The organism is Chryseobacterium hilariae, assembly GCF_051400735.1.
Taxonomy (GTDB): Bacteria; Bacteroidota; Bacteroidia; order Flavobacteriales; family Weeksellaceae; genus Chryseobacterium.
The window spans coordinates 94418-115409 of record NZ_JBLFFJ010000007.1; the positions used below are offsets into that span (position 1 = coordinate 94418).

Sequence of the window (20992 nt, forward strand, 5' to 3'; positions counted from 1 at the left end):
GCACTTGTTGGTAACCAATGAAAATTTATTTTTATCCATCGTTATAAATTATCGTTATAAATTTATCCTTTACTTACTTTAACGTCTTTTCCTCCCTGAAATACGGCCAATGATGTTCCCCTCAGTTTTAAATCGCCTTTAGAGGTCTGTATATCGGCTTCTCCGGAAGTGCTTCTAAATTTATTGCCGGTGCTTTCTGTCTGATCCTGTTTAACGGTAACGCTTTTATTTTCAGAGGTCTGAGTATATCTCTTTGTAATAGATTCAGTATGGTCGTTTCCAATATGCATGCTGCTGTCCTGTCCAATCTTAGTGGTCATATTCCTTCCCACAGAAATATGCATATCTTCTCCTGCTGTGAAAGTCATATTCTTTGGTGCAGTAACATGAATATTACCCTGACCATCCATAAAATAAGTATTTCCGCTTGGATCCTTAATGGTTACACTTTTTTCTGCATCATTCATTAAAACCTTAATGCCGCTTCTCGTCTGTATAGACTTCAGATGATTATTCACACCGCCGCCCAGGCCTACCTGCCCATGAAACATTCCACCCATTGCAAAAGGAAAATCGGGATTGTGATATTCAAACCCTACCATAACCTGATCGCCAATCTCAGGAACAGCTACAAAACCCCTGTTTTGTGTTACAGCATCTGTTCCACCTGCATCAGGGCTCATCATTCTGATAAAATGGGTCGTATCATTTACCTGCCAGTCAAAACGGACCTGTATTCTACCCTGATTCAATGGATCTACATTGGATATGACGGTTGCCACCTGCGGTTCTGCTTTGGGCATTTCAAAATCAGGTTTTGGCATAAAACCAGTGCCTTCAGCGATGGCTTCAAAGCTTCCTGTATAATATCCTCTTGCATCAACTTCATGGCTCACCTCTGTAATCATAAGTGTCGTAAAATGGGAGGTTTCATTGCTGCCGGTCTTTCTCATGGCCAGATCTGCAACACAGCCAATATAGAGGAATGGAACTGTGGTTTGTCCTGTAACGGTAAAAACTTCTACTGCCTTACTTCCCCTTGCACTCTTTTGGGAATCATCCACATCTCGGAACATATTGGCATTGATGGGAGTAGGAGTCAATGACCGGGTTGTAAAAATAGTATCATTCAGTTCATAAGCTTTCGAAGATAATTCTCCCAAATGTTGTATGCGATCATCAGCGCCCATCATTTTAGTATGGTTGCTGCTGTTATAGCCAAAGTATTCCGGTTTGGTGTGAACGGCTTTCAGCTCAACATTCACATCATTTACATTGCTTCCGTACACCAGCAGGATAGGTTTTTCAGAAGAAGGGAGCTTTCCGAAATGAAGGACCTCACCGTCATAATAGAACTGTTCTCCGTAGGATTCTGCAATTCTTGTAAGGTAATTATAATGAGTTTCGTTGTATTGTGAACTGTAATTAATATAACTTTTGTTTTGGGTATCTATCCTGAAATCAAATTTATTTGCTCCTAATGTCTCCTTAATAATCCGGTTGGCAATAATATTGGTATTCACCTCCTGGCTTCCTCCGAAACTTTGGGTATGCGGAGCAGAATCCATGAGAATAGTGGGGCTTTTTCCTTTTAAAATAATATTTCCCAGGCTCATTTTTTCCTGACTGAATGCCACTTTGGTAATAAGACCCACAAATGTTCTTTCGGGACTTTCAGTTTCGGCATCTTTATATTTAAAAACAATGGTGATTCTTTTTCCTAAAAACTTTTGGGCCTGTTCAAGGTTATGGTTTTGTGCTTCGCCTAAAGAGTCATGAGCCAATACCAGTTCAAAATCATGGTGTCTTCTTGCACTTTGTTGTAAACGAAAGTGTTTAAAGTGATTGACAGCCTTGCCCTCAACCACAATGTTCAGTTTGACCACACGGTTGATCCCCGAAATATGGTTTTCTGAAACTTTATCAGAATTTGAGGTGTTTTTCATAATATTTTGTGCGTTTTTGATATTATGTCACCTAAGTTAGATAAAAATATATTGCTAAATATAAAATTTCCTTAAATCTTCAAAATTGTAGTAAAACTACGATCGGCTAAAAATGTTGCTCAGAATAGCTTTATATTGATGATCTGAAGATGAACAGGCGTCAACAGGATTACGATATACTTTTAGTTAGCCAACGGGTTTTAATGTCGCTGATTGCTTTTTCAGCTTCTGTTTTTTGAAAAGTTCTATTTTCCACTAAGTTAGGTCCATGCTTCTCTAAAAGTTAACTCGATGATGTTTAATTATACTCACTTGGGCAATATGAATCTTTTTTCAAACTTTATTATGATTCGTATCATAAAAATAACTGAATTTACTTCACTATATTTGGATTTATATTTAAACTAGTTTCCATGGAATAAGCATGATGATAATTTTAAAAAATTATATAGTATGAAAGACTTATTCTATTATTCTTTTAAAGGAAAAAGGAAAGAGCAAATCCTTCAGTATCTTAAAAGAAATGTAGTCACATTTATAAGAAGAAAACTTGGTCAGGTTTACAATCCGAAACTGGTATAGGAAGATAGTAATTTCTTGTTTATTGTATAATGATTTAGTCACTTTAATCATAGTAAGAACAAATATAACCCCGTTTTATGAAAAATATACTGTTCATTAATTATGATGCCAGCGCTGCTTAACTGTTAGTTTTTACTAGAAGTTGAGTAACATGTATACTTTATTCCTGTGGTAACATGAACTCAAATTCACAAATTGTTAAGTTTTTTCATATTTGTAAAGGTCGAAAAGGCAAGATATTCTGCTAAGCTTTCGACAGACCTTGCGAGTTGCGAGCTAGCGCTCCAGTAATTTTTCCTGTGTTCAGGTGTTAAGCCAGATTTAAATTTTTCAAGTGTAAAATAGTGCTAACTAACTTTCTTTTCATAATTCTATTAGTTCAGAAAGTTTAAAATTACACATCTAAATATGCTTATAAGGCAATCCAGCATAACGGGGATAAAAATTATTACATCACCGTTAAAAGACTAGAGTACCCGTATCATTTACCGTCGGCTGACATGTTTGGGGTCATAATCAGTACAATCAGCACAGCACTATACGGTAAGAATACTCAACCAAATCTACAAGGTTTAGACGAAGAAATTAAAAATATTATGACTGATTGTAAGGGAGTTGGTTTATCAGTAGCTATTGTAAAGGATGATAAAATGATTTATTCCCAGGGATTTGGCTTTAGTGATGTCGAAAAAAAACTTCCTACAAGTATGATTTCTAATCGGATGTTAGGACTGAATGAGGAGAGACCTTATGCTTATACCAAAGAAATTTATGATATTAAAAAGCCTGAAAAGGTTATTAAATCTATTAATCAGAAGAAAAAGCCGACTTTCGATTTGAGTAACTATATGGGAAAGTATACACACTTGTCATCTTTCTTTTGTAATTGTTTATGACAAAGAATAAAATAAAACAGGTTAACCCCTAAATCTCGACACTTTATACGTTGAAATGAGCTTGATCTAATTATTAATCTGTTGTTTTTGTGACCTTGTCGAGCATATCTTTAAACACTTTTATCAATGATTTGATTCGTTTGAGTCAAATTAAACAAGAATTGCAAGGCTCATTTTTATCAGGTAATTTTCTTGTGGGTTAATCCTCTTGCAATTTAGTTTTACACATTTGAAATAAGGAAACTTAGTAAAGTAAGTCAAATTGACTTTGTTTGTTTTGTACAACAACCGAAAAATATCGAAATATTTGGGTGAAGATTAAAAAATAATTTTAAACAATTTAGATTGAATTTATATAACTTGCAAAAGCAATTACTCCGTTTTTTTTGAGGGCTAACTACCAATCATTAGTTCTGATTGATAAACATTTAACAGAAAGCTAAAATAGAATTGAAAGGCGGGATTTGACCACGGAATTGAAGAATACTGTCCGATTCCTTCGGTACAGATTAATTTCAGTTAGAGACTTTACAAGCAAATAACGAATATTAAAACAAAATATAAATGAAAATCATACTTAAAAAAACTCACATTATTATCATTCTGCTGATGTCTGCTGCTTTTATTTGGTCTTGCGACAGTCAGATAGAAGATAGGCTTGTTACTGATGTTTCAGTTAATATTTCTTCTTTCAGGGTGGACGGGGTTTCTGGGCAAATTGACCATAAGAATGGTAAAATCACAGTCATACTTCCATATGGAAAAAGTGTTAAGTCATTGGCTCCGGTTATTGAAATTCCACAGGGAGCAGTAGTTTCGCCAGCATCAGGTGCAGCGATTGATTTTTCACAACCTGTTAAATTCAGAGTGAAAAATGGCAAAATCTACAAAGATTATCAGGTAACTGTAAATGCTCAGGATCCAATTATTAGCTTTAAGATCAACGGTTTATCTGCTACCATTAATAATTCGAGTAAAACGATTTCTCTTACAATGCCGGAAGGAACAAATCTTAATGCATTGAAGCCAATCATAACAACCGGATATGGAGTAAGCATCTACCCTGAATCGGGAGCAACTGTTAACTTTACCAATCAGGTTTCGTTTACTGTTTCTAATGGTACCGTTACAGAGGTGTATATGGCCAATGTAGCAACGCCTACTTCCGGATCTCTCATTGCATTCCTTGGAACTGCTGCTACAAGAACAGGATTAACAAATCCGGATGAGATTGCAGCTTCTAAATGGCTTTTTGAGAAATTTCCAGGAGCGTTATATATTTCGATTGCTGATATTGCAAGCGGAGTGGTAAACCTCAACAATATTGATGTGATCTGGTGGCATTTCGATTCTGCTATAACTTTACCGGCAGATATGATGAGTCAGAATGTGACTTCTAAGATCAAGACTTACCTTAATGGCGGAGGAAATATTTTACTGACAAGCTTTGCTGCACAATATGTTGAGGCACTGGGGATAGTTCCTGCAGGAAAAGGACCGAATAATGTTTTTGGAGATTTTCTTCCAAACGGGTTTGTAGATATGGGAAATGATTGGGGAATTTCTTTCAAAGGCTATGAGAATCATCCAGTTTTCAATGGTCTTCAGACGTACGAATCCGGAAAAGCCAACCTGCTTGAGAAAGGTACATTCCGTTTGAATCACACAGCCCAGTGGTTCCTTCCTGATTGGGGTGGATACGTAAATGGTGTGGGCTGGAGAAACCAGACAGGAGGTAATAATCTTGCAAGTGAGGTTTGGGACAATACTTTGAACGGACGTGTTACCGTCGCCGAATTTCCTGGCGGAACTGCCAACAAAAAATGTATGGTCATCTGTATGGGCGCCTACGATTGGTATAATGAAACAGTGAACGCAAATCCGAGCGAGCCTAACTCGTTTCACGATAATATCAAAAAGATAACGGAGAACAGTCTCAAATATCTTGTAACCCATTAATATAAGAATCCATGTCAATTAAATATAGGTAACCTTCGTACTAGTGTTGGCAACATTTTCATGTCAGAATCACGATTTGGAAACTGAGGTTAATTCGGGAGATATTTACAGCAAACCAATATCTTTCCTCAGCCACCCAGCCAGTGGATGGGATAGAGTAATTTCCATTCGTTCTTTCTATTAAGGAAGACTGATTTCTTATGGAACTGCCTCAGAAGGCGATTTCGTAGTGGGAACAGGAAGTTTGTAGCTTTAGGAAACGCAGATCTACCCTGTTATGGAATGATTAATTATATAGACACGAAGACTATCCTGTAAAAGTGGCAGATACAGTATGGGACAGAAGATTCTTTTTTTAGCCCGCCTGATTACGAATTGCTTTCACATCAAAATCCTAATGAAACTCTTAATTTTGCCAGTGCCCTGGCGCTTTGGTAGCGAGTTATTCCGGTGCAAATCTTATAATAGTAAGTTCTGAAATAGAGACAAAGCTCATTTTTATCAGGTAATTTTCTTGTTGGCTAAACTTTTTGCAATATAATCTTAAGTATTCGAAACAATCGAAGTTGACATAGTTGGACTTTATTTTGTTTCGATTCTCTTTTACCTTCACACAAAGATTTTACGAAGAATATAATAATGTTTGGAGTTGTTAATTTAAGGTTGAAAGAAAGATGATTTACTTATATTTGCCCTGCAAAGCAAATTCAAATGTTCAAAAAAGTAAGCACTGTATTTATCCTTGGCTTTTATACGGTTTTTTGTTCGGCCCAACAGGTTCGGCCCTCAAAATCATCTGAAATTTACCGCGAACTCAAAACCCTTAAACACATACCAAAAGTTTTATACCTAGCGGCTCATCCCGATGATGAAAATACAGGATTGCTCTCCTGGCTAATCAACGACCAAAATGTAGAAACGGGCTATCTGTCTTTAACCAGAGGTGATGGTGGTCAGAATTTATTAGGCACAGAGCAGGGTGCTGCACTGGGTTTAATCAGAACACATGAGCTTTTAGAAGCAAGAAAACTAGACGGCGCCCAACAGTTTTTTACCCGGGCGATTGATTTCGGGTTTTCCAAAAATACGACCGATACCTTTAAACAATGGAATGCAGATAGCATTGTTGCTGATGTAGTTTGGGTAATCCGTAAATTCCGTCCTGATGTTATCATTTGCCGTTTTCCTCCTACTGCTGCGGCAGGACACGGACAACATGCGGCTTCGGCCGTAGTTGCGGAAAAAGCTTTTAAGCTGGCAGGAGATAAAACGGCTTTCCCAGATCAACTAAAATATGTTAATGCATGGCAGCCAAAACGCGTATTGTGGAATACTTTCCGCTTTGGAGGGGTCAATACTACAGCTGAAAATCAACTGAAAGTTACCGTTGGGCAATATGATGCGCAACTGGGAATGGGCTATGGTGAACTGGCAGGATTAAGCAGAAGTTTACATAAAAGCCAGGGTGCGGGAACACAGTCTGTAGCCGGGATAAGAACAGAATATTTTGCCCACGTTATTGGCGAGCCTGCAAAAGCAACACTTTTTGATGGAGTAGTTAAAACCTGGACTGCAAAAGGAAATGCTGATATTGACCAATCATTAGATAAAATTATTTCTGCTTTCAATTTCAATAATCCAGACCTTAGCTTACCCGCTTTGTTTGCTTTACGAAAAAAGGTTGTAGCTCTTCAGGATGGAGATCTAAAAAAGGATAAAATTAAATCTCTTGACCATATCATTTTAAGCTGTGCCGGATTTATGGGCGAGGTGGTTACCAGTCAGGCTGAAGCTGTTGCGGGGGAGCATTATAATTTCAGGTTAAATTTGATTTCAAGAGCTGCAAACCCTGTCGTTTTAGAAGATGTAAAATGGTTAAGTCAATCAGAAAGTTTCAACAGAAAACTATCAAAAGATTCTTTAATTACCATTGAGCATAAAATTCAGATTCCTGCAGATGCAGCACTTACAGAACCTTATTGGTTGGCAAAATCTCCTACGAACGCAGCAACCTTTTCTGTTCCAAATGATACTTTAATCGGTTTGCCTGAGGCAGAATCACCATTGAATGTTTTGCTTGGTTTAAAAATCGGTTCGGAAAAGTTTCAGGTTAAACTTCCTTTATCTTTCAAGAAATTAGACCCGGTGCGTGGTGATGTAGTCGAAGCCTTGCGCATTGTTCCTGCATTGGAACTGAAATTTACACAACCACTTTATTGGGTTAAAGAAAATGAAGATTTACATTTGAGTTTAAATGTTAAGGTTAATTCTAACAGACAGTACAGTAACGGTAAAGTAAACCTGATGTATAACGGAGAACGATTAGGCGGTGCTGATGTAAGTTCGCTCAATGGAAAGGATACTACAATCGATTACGTTATTCCAAAAACTAAGCTTGCCGCAATACATTCATCTCGTTTGCAATTGGATGCCAATTTTGTTGCAGATGGAGTAACTTATAATAAAAAACAAGTATTAATTCAGTATCCGCATTTACCCTCCTTACAATATTTTGCGCCTGCAACGATTACCGTAATGAAAGGTGATATTCAGGCGAAGGTTAAAAAAGTAGGTTACATAGAAGGTGCGGGCGATTTCATTCCTGAGTTCCTACGCATTGCAGGTATTCAGGTCGATATTTTGAAAGACGGAGACTTTTATGGGAACATAGATGAATCCGGCGGAAACGGTAGTCAAAACAAGCTATCACAATATGATGCAATTGTACTTGGTGTTCGTGCCAATAATACAGAGAAAAAGTTGGGCCGCTGGATGCCTTTTTTATGGTCTTATGTAAAAGCCGGAGGTAATTTGGTGATGCAGTATAACACCAACCAGGATACAACCGTTGACCAATTGGGGATGTATAATTTCAGTATTGCCAATAAGCGGGTTACCGAAGAAAATGCTGCGGTTACGTTTTTAAATCCAAATCATAAATTACTGAACTTTCCGAACAAAATTACTGCGGATGATTTTAACGGTTGGGTACAGGAGCGTGGTGCCTATTTCCCTGCTCAATGGGATGCAGCGTATGAGCCACTTTTTGAAATGCACGATACAGATGAAGAGCCGCTGCAGGGATCAACTTTATATGCCAAATACGGGAAGGGTAATTTTATTTATACACCGTTGGCATTTTTCAGACAGCTGCCTGCGGGAAATGTTGGGGCGGCACGTTTATTTTTTAACTTTTTATCTGCACAGAAAAACTGATGAACAAGCAACTTAAAAATTGGAATACCTGGTACATACTATTAGCCGTTGCATTAGTATTGCAGATCGCATTTTATTATTTGTTTACTAAATTCTGGGCATGAGTACTATAGATTGGACCGTTCTTATTTTTACACTTGTTGCAGTGGTTGTTTACGGCGTATTCATCGGTCGTGGCCAAAAAAGCAACGAAACCTACCTGAAAGCAGATAATAAAATGCCCTGGTACATTGTGCTGATAGGTATTATGGCCACGCAGGCAAGTGCCATTACTTTTCTTTCGGCACCGGGGCAGGCTTATACGGACGGTATGCGTTTCGTTCAGTATTACTTTGGTTTGCCTTTAGCAATGATTGTTATCTGTATTACTTTCATCCCGATTTTTCAGCGCTTAAATGTTTACACTGCCTATGAATATCTGGAAAACCGTTTTGATAAAAAAACAAGGGTGCTCACTTCACTGCTTTTCCTTTTTTCCAGAGGTTTATCAACAGGAATCAGTATCTACGCTCCGAGTATCATCTTGTCAAGCGTTTTAAACTGGAATATTTATTTAACCAATGTTTTAACAGGTGGCATTCTGTTGATTTATACCTATGTTGGCGGTGCAAAAGCGATCGCTCACACCCAAAAATTACAGTTTCTTATTATTCTGGGAACAATGGCTTTTGCAGGTTATCTGCTTATTCAGAATATGCCGAATGGAATTGGTTTTAAGGATGCACTGTATCTGGCGGGGAAATCCGGAAAGCTGAATGTAATCACCACAGAATTCGATTGGAAAGATAAATACAATATTTGGAGCGGGTTAATTGGCGGTTTTTTTCTGGCACTTTCTTACTTCGGTACGGACCAGAGTCAGGTCGGCAGGTATATTACTGCGAAAGACAATACCAATGCAAAAATGGGTTTGCTGCTGAACGGATTGGTTAAAATCCCGATGCAATTTGCTATTCTTCTGATTGGTGCCTTACTTTTCGCATTCTTTTCTCTAAAACCGGCTCCGATTTATTTTAATGAACGCTCTTATCAATATTTGAAGGAAACAAAACCTGAACAAGCTGCGGTTTTTGAAAAAGAACATCAGGATTTACAAATAAAATTTAATGCAGAATCGAAAGAAATTCTAAAGTTGAAAGAAGCTCATTCTCCCCAACTTAACAAAACAATTCAGGATTTTAAAAACACACAAACCCAAGTAAAAGCATTGCACGGCAGGGTAGAGGAAGCTATCAATAACTCAAACTATAATGCGGAGAAAACGGATACCAATTACATTTTCCTGTATTTCGTGAAAAATACCTTGCCTGTAGGGATGATCGGTTTACTGTTTGCCGTTATTTTTCTGGCCAGCTGGGGTTCAATTTCCGCAGCGCTGAATTCCCTTGCCGCCTGCTCATTAAAAGATGTTCATTTGATATTTAGTAAAGAAATTCCTGATGATGAAACCGAATTGAAGTACAGTCGCTTGCACACCTTAGCCTGGGGTATTTTCTCAATCGGTGTTGCCATGTTTGCCACTCAGATGGGTTCCCTTATTGAAGCGGTTAATGTATTGGGTTCTCTTTTCTACGGGCCGATCTTGGGGATTTTTCTTGTCGCATTTTACTATAAAAAAATCACCGGTTCAAATGTATTTATTTCTGCAATTTTATCAGAAATTGCAGTTATTGCCGTTTATAATTTTGATATCGTTTCTTTCCTTTGGCTTAATGTAATAGGGGCAGCGGCAGTCATTATATTTTCTGCAATCGGGTTGCTGTTTTATAAGCCGAAAGCAGTAAATTCGTAAACGAACAACAACAAACAAAAATATTATGAAAACAATGATTAAATCTGTTACCGTAGTTATTGCTGCAATGACGATTTCAGTAAATGCATTTGCACAGGAGGCTAAAAAACCTGCCAGCCCTGCGGCTACTGCAACGGGAAAAATTAAAGATGCAACCATTACAATAGCCTACAGCAGTCCTTCTGTTAAAGGGCGTACAATCTGGGGTGGTCTGGAAGCTTATGATAAAGTTTGGCGTGCAGGTGCCAATGAAGCAACAACTTTCGAAACGGATAAAGACATTACCGTTCAGGGTAAAAAACTTCCCGCAGGTAAATACAGCTTTTTCTTAATCCCTAAACAAAGTGGAACCTGGACTGCGATTTTTAACAAGGAGCCAAAACAATGGGGTGCTTATAAATACGAAGAAGCTAAAGATGCTTTACGTGTTGATGTAAAAACAAAAGCTTTACAGGCAACACAGGAAACTTTAGTGTATAAAATAAACAATAATGGATTCACAATGGATTGGGATAAAATCTCAGTTCCTGTAGAGATAAAATAAATTTAAATATAAGAAATAAAAATCCCGTTAATACGGGATTTTTTGTTTACAATTTTGATATTGTATCAAAGACTACTATTGTAAATTCCAGTGATATAAAAAGACCAGTATAGCTGGTCTTAGTTTGTGTTTCTAGAATCATTGCACTTTCAAAATTGCATTGAGGCTATTCTCGAATTAATTTGTTTCAAACTGTTTTCTCCATTTGGAGACTGTAATCCACTCAGATTCTAGTCCTTTGAATGTCTTATCTGAAAAATTTCCGTAAAGATCCTGAAAATGAGCATCTGCCAAAAATGCTATTTGATGGCTTTCTGTTGTGCAAATACGTTTGACGAAAGCAGTAAATCGACCAATAGATGAATAGAAAAATGTTTTTTCAAAGCTGTATGTATTTAGAAAAAGTAATTGTAAAACTAATTCACGTTCAAAATTTTCAATATTTTATGGAAAATTTCATTATTCTCGTATACTCCCGTAAAAATTTCCGAGCCTGAACCGTAGGAAAACACAGGAATTAATGTAGCTGAGTGGTCGTCTGTCGTAAAATCACCTTCTACAGTGCTTGTTTCCAGATCGCCATGAGGAATACTAAAACCCCCTGTCTCGTGATCTGCAGTAATTATCACCAAAGTCCCGGGATTCTGATCTGCAAACTGTACTGCTTTTGTAATTGCTCTGTCAAAATCAATACCTTCAGTAACGATGGTTCCTACATTATTGCTGTGGCCGCCGCTGTCAATTTGCGCTGCCTCAATCATGATGAAGAATGGTTTTTTCTTGCTTTTTAAAAATTGCAGTCCACTTTCTACAGTTTCAGCCAAAAGATTCCCGCGACCTTTCAAAACTTGCGGGACACCGTTATCGGAAAGATAGTATGCCAAACGGCTGGCTTTACTTTCTGCAACCTCCTTCGGGTTTTCGGCTAATTTAAAATCATAGAGGCCGGAAACTTTAGATTTCCCACCCGCTGCAAAAAAGTTAAGTTTTGATTTTGGCAAATCTTCAGCAATTTCCTTTTCCATACTACGGTCTTTCTGATGAGCATAAAATGCAGAAGGTGTTGCTCCCACAATTTCGTCAGTTGTAATAATTCCGGTGCTGAAGCCTTTTTCTGATAGAATTTCAGTAAGGTTTGCCGTTTTTTGCCCCTTAGAGTCTACTCCGATAAATCTGTTTTTTGTTTTTTTTCCTGTTGAAAAAGCAGTTGCTCCTGCTGCAGAATCTGTGGTGAAATTATCAGTCGAAGTAGTCTTAATTAAACCAATATTTTTCAATTGCGTTAACGTTAATTGTCCTTTATTGGCTAAAACGGATGAAGAAATTTGTGAAAGACCATTTCCGTCACCGATTAATAAAATAACATTTTTTACAGGAACATTTTTGTTCAGATAGGAAAATTCAGGCTGATAAACTTCTGAAAACAGATTATTCTTAAAAGTTCTTTTCTCCAAAGAATTTACATATTCCACACATTCTTTCGGATGATCTGTATTAATAAAATCAACACCGTTGTGTGCAAAAAACTCCCAGGAAGTTTTCCCGTCGGGAATCGCCCAGAATCTGAATGGTTTCCCAAATGATTTTGCTTTTTTGATGACTTCGGTTACTTTCGGTAAATCTTCTTCCGTTAAACCTCCTTTACCGTTCCATTTAGAATATTGCGGAAAGCTTAAGCTAAGCAAAGCAACTTTATTCCATTGATCTGTTGTTAAATTATCCAGTTTTTGATAATCAAAAAAAATAAATCCGGGATAAGAAGTATATTCTTCCGGTTTTGGCTGGTTCCCTGAAATAACAAAACGTACTTTTTTTTGAGCTGTAATGGCCGGATATTTCTGAATTGTTTTTACAATCCGCTTTAAAGTTGTTTTAGCATCTGTTTTAATATCAATCAAAATCTGTAGAGATTCCTGTTTGATCATATTCATTCCTAATGCTTTATCAATAGGATTCAGATATAAACTTTCAAATGTTCGTTCATTGGTAATGTCTTTTTTGTTGTGAGCTACAAAAAGTTCGTTGTTTTCAAGAAAAACATCCACTTCAATTGAATTTGCATCAGAACCTAAGGCATACCAAAATGGGATTTTCTGTTCATAATCATTATGAGAGTGTACTCTTGTAGTTTGACTGAAAACAGTTGCAACAAAAAAAAGAGTTACAAAGCTTGTGATTTTTTTTAAATGTAAGTACATAAAATTTCAGTAAAAATAAATTATCTAATAGTGGTTCCGTTTTTTTTCAAAGCTTCAACAAGCTTGTGATAGATGATGTTGTTGGGGTATACGCCAGAGAAAAGCTCCTGGTTTTTTCCCATCGCAAAAACGGGAACTAAAGCCGCAGTGTGTTGATTGTCGATGAAATTCACCTGCACTTTGTCTTTAATGTTCTTCTCTTTTCCTGTTGAATCTTTTTCCATGAATTTTCCGATACTTGCACCGCCCGTCTCGTGATCTGCTGTGACAACCAACAGCGTATTCGGGTTTTCTTTGATGAATTCCATCACCACGCCTATAGTTTTATCGAAGTCTAAAACTTCTTTTACCATCATTTCGCCATCTTTTGCATGACCGCCCCAATCGATAAATGAACCTTCCACCATCAAGAAGAAAGGCTTTTTGTTTTTAGATAAGTAATCTAAAGCGGCTTGTGTGGCTTCAGGAAGAAAATCTCCTCTTCCCTGAACTTTATTCGGGAGTTCGTCCTGCGCCAAAAGATAAAAGTTGTTTTTATTTTGAATTGGTTTTGAAAGTTTCAGCGTGTCTATATTATAATTGAGCTTTTTAAATTCATTTAAAAGATTTTTTCCATCTTTTCTTTTATTGAAAAATTTTAAACCTCCGCCTGCTAAAAAATTGACGTTTGCTTTTACAAGGTCAAGCGCAATATCTTCATGAAGATCTCTGTCTTTTACATGAGCGTAGTAAGAAGCAGGTGTTGCATGGGTAATGCTTGTAAGACTTACTAATCCTGTCTGATAATTTTTTTTCTGCAGCTGTTCTAATATCGTTGGAAGTGCTACCGAATCTTTATTTACGCCAATCGCACGTTTGTAAGTTTTTTCACCTGTTGATAAAGCGGTTGCCCCGGCAGCAGAATCTGTAACCCAGTCGCTGGTTGAAGATGTTTCAGACAGACCTACAATTTTAAATTTTTGAAAATTAGGTTCTGAACTTCCAAAATAGAATGCAGAAGTAACCTGTGAAACGCCCATTCCATCACCAATCATAAAAATGATATTCAAAGGTTTTTGCATTTGCGCTTCAATCAATAATGTAAAAAGAAGAAAAAATAATAATAGTGCTTTTTTTGCTTTATTAATTGTGTATGTAAATTTCATAATGATTGGATTTTTAATAATTATAATTAATGGTAAATCAGTGTGCAAAATTACTTACAAAGTATAGTTGAAAAAATAGAGTTAAATCCGGAAATCCAATGTTAACAGCTATTATTTTGGTTTTTAGATCCTTAAAAATGAGATTGATTTAAAAGTTTATGTAAATTTAATTTTCGATAATAAATTGCATATTATGTTAACTTTTTAATGTTCATTTGTTAAAGGTTGATTAATATATTTTATTCTTTGGGCGAGCTAATTTTGCACGAAAATAATAAGGAATGAAACGTATTTATCTCGTGCCGACAGTTTTGATGAGTTGTGTCAGCTTAACATTTGCACAAAAAAAAGAATCCGACACGCTCAAGGATGAGAACAAATTGACAGATATTGAAGAAGTGGTGATGATAGGCTACGGAAGTCAAAAAAAATCTGATGTAACCGGAGCTGTAGGTTCTGTAAAAAGCGAAGATTTTAATAAAGGAATGGTTGCCAATGTTGGTCAGTTGCTTCAGGGAAAAGTTGCCGGAGTAAATGTTGCGAATGTAAGTGGTGAACCGGGAGCTAACCAAAATATTATCATCAGAGGAGTCGGAAGTTTACGTTCAGGAACGACTCCACTTTACGTTATCGACGGGTTCGTAATCGATAACAGCAACACCGGAACAGCTAACAACCCGATGAACTTCATTAATCCTGATGATATTGAATCATTGGATATTTTGAAAGATGCTTCTGCAGCTGCAATCTATGGAGCAAGAGGAGCCAATGGAGTGATTATCATCACGACTAAAAAAGGTAAAAAAGGTAGAATTCAGATGAATCTTTCTTCCAATCTTACGATTTCCAATCTTGCGAACAAAATGAAGGTTTTTGGGGCAGACGAATTCAGAAGACAGGTAACCGCAGCCGGAGGAAAATTGGATGATATGGGAGGAAATACTGATTGGCAGGATGAGTTGACAAGAACGGGCGTTTCTAAAAACGTAAATTTTTCAGCAGCCGGAGCGACAGATACTTCGAATTATTATGCTGCTTTAGGATATGAAGATCAGGAAGGAATTCTTCACAACAGTAATCTAAAAAGATATTCTGGTCGTATCAATGTTTCACAAAAAGCTTTTGACGGAAGAGTAAACATTGACTTTAACCTAAACGGAGTAAGAACCGAAAATAACAGACCCAATTCAACAGACGTAGTTTCCACTATGCTTACATGGAATCCTACGTATCCCGCATATACAAATGGGGCACCAACTACTGTCTTTAATAATGGGGCTTTTAACCCATTAATTCGTCGCGAGATTTACAAGGATTTTACAACAAATAACAGAATTTTAGCCAACATTTCTCCTTCTGTAGAAATTATTAAAGGATTGACTTATAAGCTGAATTTAGGAATTGACTATTCTACAGCAGAAAGAGTTATCCAGAATATTCCGCATGCTATTCCTCTGGAGATCGGAACTTTAAACCTAAGCAATTATTCAAATAATAATACTCTTGTAGAAAATACATTAACGTATAAATTTAAAATCAACAGTCATGATTTTAATATAATGGCTGGGCATTCTTACCAGAGATTAATGTTAACATCGAGAGGATGGTATTATCAGAATTTCCCAATTAATGGAATCGAACCGCAATATCAGATTCCTGCTGCAGGTGCAACGAATCAGACAACGTCAATTATTGCCAATAAAAATGAATTACAGTCCTGGTTTGGGAGGGTAAATTATGACTTCCAGGATAAATATCTTTTAACAGCAACTTTAAGAGCCGATGGATCTTCTAAATTCGGAGCGAATAACAAGTACGGAATATTCCCGTCAGTCGCTGCAGGATGGAACATCAGTAAAGAAAAATTTCTTTCGGATGTAGAGCAGATCAACAATCTGAAATTAAGAGCAAGCTGGGGTAAAACAGGAAATCAGGAAATACCGGGTAAGGTAACAAAAAGAAGTTACCAAGCGGATTCTAGCGGAACTGCACAGGCAACTTATCCTCTAAATGACAGTGGGAATTATCCTGTAGGAGTGTACTTGGTAAGAGCCGACAACCCGGATCTACAATGGGAAGTAACAACACAAACCAATATTGGATTAGACTTTGGAATTTTAAATAACAGGTTGACAGGTACTGTAGATTTCTTCAGAAAAGTTTCTGATAACATTATTTCGATCATAAATACTCCGGATCCTGTATCGCCGGCTCCAACAATGTGGAAGAATATCCCGAATATGCAGATCAACAATACGGGTTGGGAAATTTCATTACACTACAACAGCAATCCGGATAAAGCATTTACATATAGCATTGGAGGAAATGCTTCTTTTATTAAAAATGAAGTAAAAAATTCTCCATACAAAGTAATCTCCACAGGAGAAGCACAAGGACCGGGAACAACCAACGCTGTTATCAACGGATATATTAATAATGAACCAATCGGAACTTTCTACGTAAGGGAATTTCTAGGATTAAGCGAAAACGGCACCAATATCTTCAGAGATGTAAACGGAGACGGAATTATCACAGACAACGACAGAGTTGCTGCAGGAAGCGCTTTACCGGATTTCACTTATAATCTTTACCTGAAAGCAGCTTACAAAAACTTCGATTTAGGATTAAATTTCAACGGCGTTTCAGGCAATATGATTTATAACAATACTGCTTCTACGTTATTTTCAAGAGGTAGATTGGGATTATCTCACAACACAACAGACGCTGCAACACAATTTCCTAATGAAAGTGTAAACAATACCAATGTAATTTCAACAAGATACCTTGAAAAGGGAGATTTTTTCAGATTGAATAATGCGACTTTAGGTTACAATCTGAATCCGAAAATTCTGGGAATTGGTGAGCATATCAGAAATATCAGATTCTCAGTGACCGCTCAAAATTTATTCGTGATTACGAAATATTCAGGTTTCGATCCTGAAATTAATACCGGTTTATCTCAGGGCGGAATTCAGTCTTTCGGAATTGATTACGTTACTTATCCTAAAGCCAGAAGCTTTGTATTTGGTGTAAACGTAGCATTTTAATTAATTATTTAAAAAGAAAAAAATGAAAAATAAATTTTTAACCTCTATTTTTAGTCTAAGTGCTTTGGCACTTGTAGGATGTACAGATCTTGAGGAATTGGTTATCGATGAATCGCTTGATGCGCAAACAACAACGCCCGTTGAATCTTTCATCGCTCCGGCTTACGGCCCGCTTTCAGATGCATTTACCCACACCAAAAATTATGGGCTTCAGCTGATCAGCTCAGACCAAGCCATTCTTCCTCCAAGAGGAAGTGGAAACGATTGGTATGATGGCGGAAAATACATTGAACTTCATCAGCACACCACTACAACTACAAACGTTGTTGTACAACAAACCTGGGATGCAATAAGATTAATGCTTTCGAGAACCGTAACTGCAATCGAAAAGCTACAACCTCTTGCTGCAACAAATCCCAATGCTGCTAAAGCTGTTGCAGAAATGCGTGCTTTGAGAGCTTATTACAATATGCTAATGCTTGATTATTGGGGAATTGCATTTAAAAAAGACAATATAGATCAAAACTCTGAAATTTTAAGAAAGCAGCAAGCTGTTTCATATATTGAAAGTGAATTTTTAGCTGTTGTAAATGATCTGGACAACACGAAAGGTCCGGGAAGAGTTTCTCAAGCAGCAGTAAACGGATTTTTAGCACAGCTTTACCTTAATGCAGCGGTTTACAGAAACCCTTACGGAACTCCTTCTTTTGCAGCGGGAGATATGGATAAGGTAATTGAATATACTAACAAAGTCATCAACAGCGGATTATTTAGTTTATCCGCGGAATATTTTGCCATATTTGATGACAATAACCATTCAAACAAAGAATTAATTTTTGCGATTGATCAACGTCAGGACCTTAACACATCACACAACAGATTAGGTTATTGGTCTTTGTCAGGAAGTCAGTATCCTTTAGCTGCATTCCCTAAAGCCAACGGAACAGATGGACCTGCGATAACTTCTGATTTTTATAAGACATGGGTTGAGGCTTACGGAAGCACTGATCCGGCTCAGGCAGATGCCAGATTTTATAAGGAAAACTTTAGTGTTCCGGCAAATCTACAGGATTTAACCGGAGTGACTCCTGCAAATGATGCGAATCATTATTTCCTTGTGAATGGTGCTACTTATGAAATTAACAGAGGAATTCAGAGAGGAGTTCAGTGGGGATTGCGAAACGCATCAAATGGACAGCCTTTCCAAACTCTGAACGGACAATATAAAATTTATCCTATCATAGAGCAGAGAAACGGATTTGTAAGTTATGTAAATCACACGCTGGATATCGATTTAGAAAATCCAAACAATAAAGATTACACCGATGGATACCGAGTTTCAAAATACCAGTTCAGCAGAACTTCAGATACAGGAAGAAACAGAGGAAATGCAGACATTGTCCTTTTACGCTTAGCGGATATTTATCTGATGAGAGCAGAAGCCCAGTTAAGAAAAGGAAATGCAGGGGCAGCTTTAGCGGATGTTAATCTGGTTAGAGCATCTAGAACAGCCAGACCTAACGTTACACCTCCTGCACTGACAGTGATGAATCTTGATCTTTTATACAGAGAAAGAGGTTTTGAGTTTTACTGGGAATATTCCAGAAGAACAGATATGATCCGTTTTGGTCATTATGAAGATGCCTATACCTCTAAAACAAATGCTGATGTACGAAAAAGGCTTTTCCCGATTCCACAATCGACAATTGACGGAGCGTCAAGCGTTCCTGGATATCTGGTTCAGAACGAGGGATATTAATATTACATTTTTTTACTTTCAAAAAAACTGTCAGCAGAATTTCTGCTGACAGTTTTGATTTTATGGTCCAACTTGATTATTTGAAAAGCAAATTTCCTACAATTGTAATTATATTGTAACATAGGCAATACTTTAATTATTTTACAATAGCCCTTATACTGTCGAGCTTCTGTTCGATCACCATATTATTGCCATCGCCACAAGAAGAGTGTATAACCTTTCCGTTAGTACCAATAAGAACCTTTGCAGGACTGCAAAATAGATTGTAATTTAATTTTTCTGATTTACTGTAAGATTTGGTATTGTCGATCTGCTCAAACAGAACTTGTGAATGGCTTAGATAATTCTTTAGCTCTTTTTCATCTTCTATAAAACCTTCTACTATACCAATAAAATAAGCGTCATTTTTATACTTCGTATATAGAGTATTGAACTCTTCCGCCATATCATAAGACTCGCTCTTTTTTAAATAAGACTTGTCATATATGAAGACTACAAGATTTTTGTCTTTATAATTCTGTGAATTGAATACAGTACCATTAATTGTTTTAGCTGTAAAATATCTGGGCCTTGCATTGAGTGAAAAATCAATCTGATTTTTTTGTAACTCCTTAGCTTCTTTCTCGAATTCCTTTAAAATTCTCTCTTTTTTTTGTTCTTTGCTTTCGCAAGATAATATGGATAATATTATAAATAAGGCTAAAATGTGTTTCATGATAGTTTTTATGCTCGATGAATGAAATTCTTAAATATACACTAATGTTTTTATTGATGGAACTTTGTATTCTGATAAAAATTAATCCTTATTTCTTAGAGGAAAATAAAAAGCATATACAGTAAAAATCCCCGATATTATTCGAGGATTTGTTTTATAACCAGGAATTTTTCTTCTTCTTTCCCAGAAGCATTGCTGTCCTGATTTCATTCATTTTATCAACTTCCGGATAAAAATCTTCATTACACGCTACAAACGTAAATAACCTAAGTTGGGCAATAATGAATTTTTTATTTTATTATAAATTTGAATTTTTTCAGGATAAATAGAAAAAAGAGAGATCATACTCTCTTTTTCTTATTGGTAAATATATTGTGCCATGAACCCTAAGTCTATAAATGTTAGACTTTCCAAACCTGGCATTGTTATTTTCCATCCGTTAGGTGTTGGAACCTGAACAAAATATGTACAGCTTGTTCCTGCCATCCCGGCAAAATTACTTATTGTAGTATAAAATCTCATGCCTCTAAATACTACATCCGTTGTAGTACTACATACCGGCGTTGGAGATGAACCACATACATATGCATGTGTAAGTTGGTTAGCTGGAACTACAAGGCCAGTATTCATATTTGTAAGAACATTTGAACTTGTCAGTTTCAGTGGAAGCATGTCTCCATCGTAACAACCCATTCCATTAGTTGGACTTGAATAATAAACAAATAAACCTTCTACGTCGTAACTTCCAAAATTATAATAAAAGGTTGGGACTGCCATTGCAAAATTAACTGCGCCAAATACAAGCGCAACTGATAAAAAGAACTTTTTCATGATTATTTTTTTAAGTTAAATGCTGTAAGTATAATAGCTTTGTAATCGTTGTCAAATTTATTAATGGCATCTTCCGTATATCCATTTTCCATAAGAAGTTGTTTGCATTTTGGCAGTAATTTCATTGCCATATCCTTTTGCACTTCCTCCTTAGTTAAGCCGGAAACAGAGTAATGATAATCCTTTGTTGTAAAATATTTGAGAAGATTATCGATTTCTTGCTGAGTTTTGTTTACAGACTTGTTTGCTGTTACCACCTGATTTTGCTCTTGAACTTCCTTTTCTTGATGAGAATCTTCTGAACAACTACTAAAAACTAGTGTAGTTGTACAAATTAATGTAAAAATTAATTTTTTCATAAA

The 20992-nt window shown here is 36.6% G+C and carries 14 protein-coding genes; 8 read left to right on the forward strand and 6 right to left on the reverse strand.

Translation table 11 applies throughout. From position 1 onward, the window contains the following. Nucleotides 1-62: 62 nt before the first annotated feature. A complete protein-coding gene (locus tag ACMGDK_RS18590) occupies nucleotides 63-1946 on the reverse strand; it encodes a type VI secretion system Vgr family protein (protein ID WP_436809308.1) in 1884 nt (627 codons plus the stop codon). A gap of 453 nt (nucleotides 1947-2399) precedes the next feature. On the opposite strand from ACMGDK_RS18590, the gene ACMGDK_RS18595 reads away from it, so the two are divergent. The 6 genes from ACMGDK_RS18595 to ACMGDK_RS18620 all read left to right on the forward strand — a co-directional run bounded on the left by ACMGDK_RS18595 (nucleotide 2400) and on the right by ACMGDK_RS18620 (nucleotide 10935). Beyond that, entirely contained in the window at nucleotides 2400-2528 is a 129-nt protein-coding gene (locus ACMGDK_RS18595; RefSeq protein WP_436809309.1) for a hypothetical protein, read from the forward strand. 500 nt (nucleotides 2529-3028) lie between these two features. Continuing rightward, nucleotides 3029-3424, forward strand: a complete 396-nt coding sequence (locus ACMGDK_RS18600; RefSeq protein ID WP_436809310.1) for a hypothetical protein — start codon at nucleotides 3029-3031, stop codon at nucleotides 3422-3424. Between the two features lie 564 nt (nucleotides 3425-3988). After that, nucleotides 3989-5383 carry a DUF4960 domain-containing protein gene (locus tag ACMGDK_RS18605; protein WP_436809311.1) on the forward strand — a complete coding sequence of 465 codons (1395 nt, stop codon included), beginning with the start codon at nucleotides 3989-3991 and terminating at the stop codon, nucleotides 5381-5383. A 711-nt stretch (nucleotides 5384-6094) separates the two neighbouring features. Next, nucleotides 6095-8599 carry a PIG-L family deacetylase gene (locus tag ACMGDK_RS18610; RefSeq protein ID WP_436809312.1) on the forward strand — a complete coding sequence of 835 codons (2505 nt, stop codon included), beginning with the start codon at nucleotides 6095-6097 and terminating at the stop codon, nucleotides 8597-8599. Between the two features lie 100 nt (nucleotides 8600-8699). Beyond that, nucleotides 8700-10391 carry a sodium:solute symporter family protein gene (locus ACMGDK_RS18615; protein ID WP_436809313.1) on the forward strand — a complete coding sequence of 564 codons (1692 nt, stop codon included), beginning with the start codon at nucleotides 8700-8702 and terminating at the stop codon, nucleotides 10389-10391. Between the two features lie 25 nt (nucleotides 10392-10416). Then, entirely contained in the window at nucleotides 10417-10935 is a 519-nt protein-coding gene (locus ACMGDK_RS18620) for a DUF2911 domain-containing protein (protein ID WP_436809314.1), read from the forward strand. Between the two features lie 416 nt (nucleotides 10936-11351). Here ACMGDK_RS18620 and ACMGDK_RS18625 read toward each other — a convergent pair whose 3' ends face one another. Further along, the gene (locus ACMGDK_RS18625; protein WP_436809315.1) at nucleotides 11352-13133 is read right to left on the reverse strand and encodes an alkaline phosphatase; all 1782 of its coding nucleotides are present in this window, start codon (nucleotides 13131-13133) and stop codon (nucleotides 11352-11354) included. A gap of 20 nt (nucleotides 13134-13153) precedes the next feature. After that, nucleotides 13154-14278, reverse strand: coding sequence for an alkaline phosphatase (locus ACMGDK_RS18630; RefSeq protein WP_436809316.1), 1125 nt, complete (start codon nucleotides 14276-14278; stop codon nucleotides 13154-13156). Nucleotides 14279-14559: 281 nt separating this feature from the next. On the opposite strand from ACMGDK_RS18630, the gene ACMGDK_RS18635 reads away from it, so the two are divergent. Together ACMGDK_RS18635 and ACMGDK_RS18640 are read left to right on the forward strand one after the other, a co-directional pair. Beyond that, nucleotides 14560-17325, forward strand: coding sequence for a SusC/RagA family TonB-linked outer membrane protein (locus ACMGDK_RS18635; RefSeq protein WP_436809317.1), 2766 nt, complete (start codon nucleotides 14560-14562; stop codon nucleotides 17323-17325). Nucleotides 17326-17347: 22 nt separating this feature from the next. Then, nucleotides 17348-19084, forward strand: coding sequence for a RagB/SusD family nutrient uptake outer membrane protein (locus tag ACMGDK_RS18640; protein WP_436809318.1), 1737 nt, complete (start codon nucleotides 17348-17350; stop codon nucleotides 19082-19084). Nucleotides 19085-19220: 136 nt separating this feature from the next. Here the strand turns inward: ACMGDK_RS18640 and ACMGDK_RS18645 are convergent, their stop codons facing one another. From ACMGDK_RS18645 to ACMGDK_RS18655, 3 genes are all read right to left on the reverse strand, one after another. Beyond that, nucleotides 19221-19799 (reverse strand): peroxiredoxin family protein, encoded by a 579-nt coding sequence (locus ACMGDK_RS18645; RefSeq protein WP_436809319.1) that lies wholly within the window; start codon nucleotides 19797-19799, stop codon nucleotides 19221-19223. Between the two features lie 357 nt (nucleotides 19800-20156). Then, a complete protein-coding gene (locus tag ACMGDK_RS18650) occupies nucleotides 20157-20630 on the reverse strand; it encodes a hypothetical protein (protein ID WP_436809320.1) in 474 nt (157 codons plus the stop codon). 2 nt (nucleotides 20631-20632) lie between these two features. Beyond that, on the reverse strand, nucleotides 20633-20989 hold the full coding sequence (locus tag ACMGDK_RS18655) for a hypothetical protein (protein WP_436809321.1): 357 nt from the start codon (nucleotides 20987-20989) through the stop codon (nucleotides 20633-20635). Nucleotides 20990-20992 lie beyond the last annotated feature (3 nt).

Coding starts and splice junctions, on each gene's coding strand:
- ACMGDK_RS18590 (WP_436809308.1), bottom strand. CDS start 1,946: ATGAAAAACACCTCAAATTCTGATAAAGTTTCAGAAAACCATATTTCG.
- ACMGDK_RS18595 (WP_436809309.1), top strand. CDS start 2,400: ATGAAAGACTTATTCTATTATTCTTTTAAAGGAAAAAGGAAAGAGCAA.
- ACMGDK_RS18600 (WP_436809310.1), top strand. CDS start 3,029: ATGTTTGGGGTCATAATCAGTACAATCAGCACAGCACTATACGGTAAG.
- ACMGDK_RS18605 (WP_436809311.1), top strand. CDS start 3,989: ATGAAAATCATACTTAAAAAAACTCACATTATTATCATTCTGCTGATG.
- ACMGDK_RS18610 (WP_436809312.1), top strand. CDS start 6,095: ATGTTCAAAAAAGTAAGCACTGTATTTATCCTTGGCTTTTATACGGTT.
- ACMGDK_RS18615 (WP_436809313.1), top strand. CDS start 8,700: ATGAGTACTATAGATTGGACCGTTCTTATTTTTACACTTGTTGCAGTG.
- ACMGDK_RS18620 (WP_436809314.1), top strand. CDS start 10,417: ATGAAAACAATGATTAAATCTGTTACCGTAGTTATTGCTGCAATGACG.
- ACMGDK_RS18625 (WP_436809315.1), bottom strand. CDS start 13,133: ATGTACTTACATTTAAAAAAAATCACAAGCTTTGTAACTCTTTTTTTT.
- ACMGDK_RS18630 (WP_436809316.1), bottom strand. CDS start 14,278: ATGAAATTTACATACACAATTAATAAAGCAAAAAAAGCACTATTATTA.
- ACMGDK_RS18635 (WP_436809317.1), top strand. CDS start 14,560: ATGAAACGTATTTATCTCGTGCCGACAGTTTTGATGAGTTGTGTCAGC.
- ACMGDK_RS18640 (WP_436809318.1), top strand. CDS start 17,348: ATGAAAAATAAATTTTTAACCTCTATTTTTAGTCTAAGTGCTTTGGCA.
- ACMGDK_RS18645 (WP_436809319.1), bottom strand. CDS start 19,799: ATGAAACACATTTTAGCCTTATTTATAATATTATCCATATTATCTTGC.
- ACMGDK_RS18650 (WP_436809320.1), bottom strand. CDS start 20,630: ATGAAAAAGTTCTTTTTATCAGTTGCGCTTGTATTTGGCGCAGTTAAT.
- ACMGDK_RS18655 (WP_436809321.1), bottom strand. CDS start 20,989: ATGAAAAAATTAATTTTTACATTAATTTGTACAACTACACTAGTTTTT.